The organism is Halomonas sp. PBN3, assembly GCF_000475415.1.
Lineage (GTDB): Bacteria > Pseudomonadota > Gammaproteobacteria > Pseudomonadales > Halomonadaceae > Halomonas > Halomonas shengliensis.
In genome coordinates this window covers 1-1,998 of sequence record NZ_AXCA01000024.1, presented here as the reverse complement: position 1 = coordinate 1,998, position 1,998 = coordinate 1, and the positions used below count along the sequence as shown (strand labels likewise).

Genomic DNA, 1,998 nt, shown 5'->3' with positions numbered 1-1,998 from the left:
TAGTCGGGTAGACCGGGCGATTGCTCGTCCCGGCCCCCCTCAGATCCGGGCGTGCGCAATTAACGCACCCGGCTCCTCAATCATCAGGTTCGCTGATGGACTCAGCATTGCTGCACAATCCTCACCGGAGTTAGTGGCAGGGCATCCAGTAGCTTGCAGGCTTTGTCCCACGGGATATGGCCCTTCTGTGAGCGGCGACTCAGCCACTTCACCCAGATCCACGACACTCGGAACCGGAATGTCTGTAGGGCTCTCATGTTGCCACGAATACCGTAGTAGGCTGCATGCCCCTGCACTTTCCTGCATAGCTCCCGATGTTGGTCACGCAGTGGACGGTGTCGGTTATGGCGACACCAATGTGCGATCCGTATGAGCCCGCGACTGAACCTGTCCTTCGCCGTCTTCCGCTGAATAATCAAGCTGCCCCGGCGTGACTTCCCCCAGTAGTGGGTGAAACCCAGGAAGTCGAAGGTCTCGGCGCGTTGCCCCGGGCGCGGCCGGAACCGCACCAGCCGGGTCTTGGTGGGGTGCAGGGTCAGCCCGTAGCGCGCGAAGCGCTTGGGCAGTACCTCTAACACCTTGCGGGCGTCGGCTTCGTTGCTGAAGGCGAGCACGGCATCATCGGCGAAACGCACCTCGAACGCCTGACTTTTCAGTCGTGGCTTAACATCTTGTTCGAACCACTCGTCCAGCACGTAGTGGAGGTAAACGTTCGCCAATAAAGGGGAAATCACGCCCCCTTGCGGACTGCCTAGCTCACCCTTCTGCCACTGCCCGGCCTCCAGTACCCCGGCCTTGAGCCACTTGCCGATCAGGCGCAGGATCACACCGTCCTTCACTCGTTGCTGCAGAAACGCTCGCAGGTGCCGGTGGTCGATCGTGTCGAAGAAGGCCTTGATGTCCAGGTCGATGACCCAACCACCGCCCATCCTCGACAATTCATCCCATACCGTCTTGATCGCCTGGTGCGCCGAGCGCCTTGGCCGGAAGCCATACGAGCACTCCAGGAAGTCATGCTCGTAGAGAGGCTCCAGCAGGGCGACCACGGCACGCTGCAGGACCTTGTCTTCGAAGGTGGGGACGCCGATCGGTCGTGTGGCACGCCCGTCTCCCTTGGGGATATGGACACGCCGCACCGGCGGCGCCCGGTAACGACCGCTCTTGGCCGCTTCCAGCAGCCGCTGGATATTGGCTTCGAAGTCGCTCGCGAAGTCGTCCGCCGTCTGGCCATCAATCCCGACGGCGCCGTCACGGCGCGTCATCAGGTAGGCCGTCTTCAGCCACTGGGCGTCGATATGATGCGCCAGTGACGTGAAGGCACGCTGCGGGAAGCGCTCTGCCAGCGCTGCTATCCGCACTTGTTTCGTGGACATGACTTCAGGTTCCTGAGTACCTGTCATGTTGCCCTCGTGCAGTTCTGATGATTGGCCGCCCCTTCCCTCCAGCGGGTCCCGTCGAGTAGGTTCCCCGCCTTCTTCGGTACTACGAGCAACTCCGACTCCCGCCCTTCCGTCCGACTGGCTCCTTGTGATCGCCTGGCCGTACCCCCTGAGTGCCTGTGGTTCGCTTCCGGTACCGTCAGGCACGACAGCACCGAACCGGGAGCTTTCGGGACAGGTGGCTCCTGCACCTGATTTTTCACCTTTCGGGGGAGAAAGGCGGGCCTCCCAGGTTCCTGGGAAACCCCTGTGTGAGCATGCCCTGCTCTCTGACACCGGTGGCTCCTTTCCGCCAAGCCATTTCAGCGGGTCGGTGTTGCCTTCCACGTCGGGCAGAATGTCGGCAGCCACGATTCCAACATTTCGGTGCTCTATCACACGGCCTGCTCACTCACTGTCTACGCTTCACAGCGCCGGTTGCCCGATGCTGCGCAAGACTCGCTACCGGCTGGCGGCTACCCTTGGCCGGGTGGGACTTGCACCCACTGGGTTTCAATTCGCTGTTTAGGCCACGCCTCCCTGTGTGGCTCCCCCAGCGACCAGGCTTTGCCTGGCGCAC

The 1,998-nt window shown here is 62.1% G+C and carries 1 protein-coding gene; it reads right to left on the bottom strand.

The genetic code is table 11. The annotated features are described in order from the left end of the window. Nucleotides 1-101: 101 nt before the first annotated feature. On the bottom strand, nt 102-1,373 hold the full coding sequence (ltrA, locus tag Q673_RS20990; RefSeq protein WP_023004593.1) for a group II intron reverse transcriptase/maturase: 1,272 nt from the start codon (nt 1,371-1,373) through the stop codon (nt 102-104). Nucleotides 1,374-1,998: the final 625 nt, after the last annotated feature.